Raw genomic sequence first — 254 nt, forward strand, 5'->3', positions numbered from 1 at the left:
CGCAAGGCCTATGGCGGCGCCTATGACGTGATGAGCTCCAAGCATCTGCGCGGCGATGTGAACTATGCCTGGCCAACGGCCGAGATCGCCGTGATGGGCGCCAAGGGCGCGGTCGAGATCATCTTCCGCAAAGACCTGGGCGACGAGGAAAAGATCGCCGCGCACACCAAGATGTATGAGGACAATTTCGCGAACCCCTACGTCGCCGCGCGCAAGGGCTATATCGACGACATCATCATGCCGCACTCAACCCG

General features: G+C 61.0%; 1 protein-coding gene. It reads left to right on the top strand.

Annotation, left to right across the window (positions count from 1 at the left end; translation table 11 throughout):
- Positions 1–254: carboxyl transferase domain-containing protein (locus B4F73_RS13210; protein WP_290483494.1), on the top strand; the 254-nt coding region annotated here is incomplete at both ends.

Source organism: Hyphomonas sp. UBA3601, from assembly GCF_002375605.1.
Classification (GTDB): Bacteria; Pseudomonadota; Alphaproteobacteria; order Caulobacterales; family Hyphomonadaceae; genus Hyphomonas.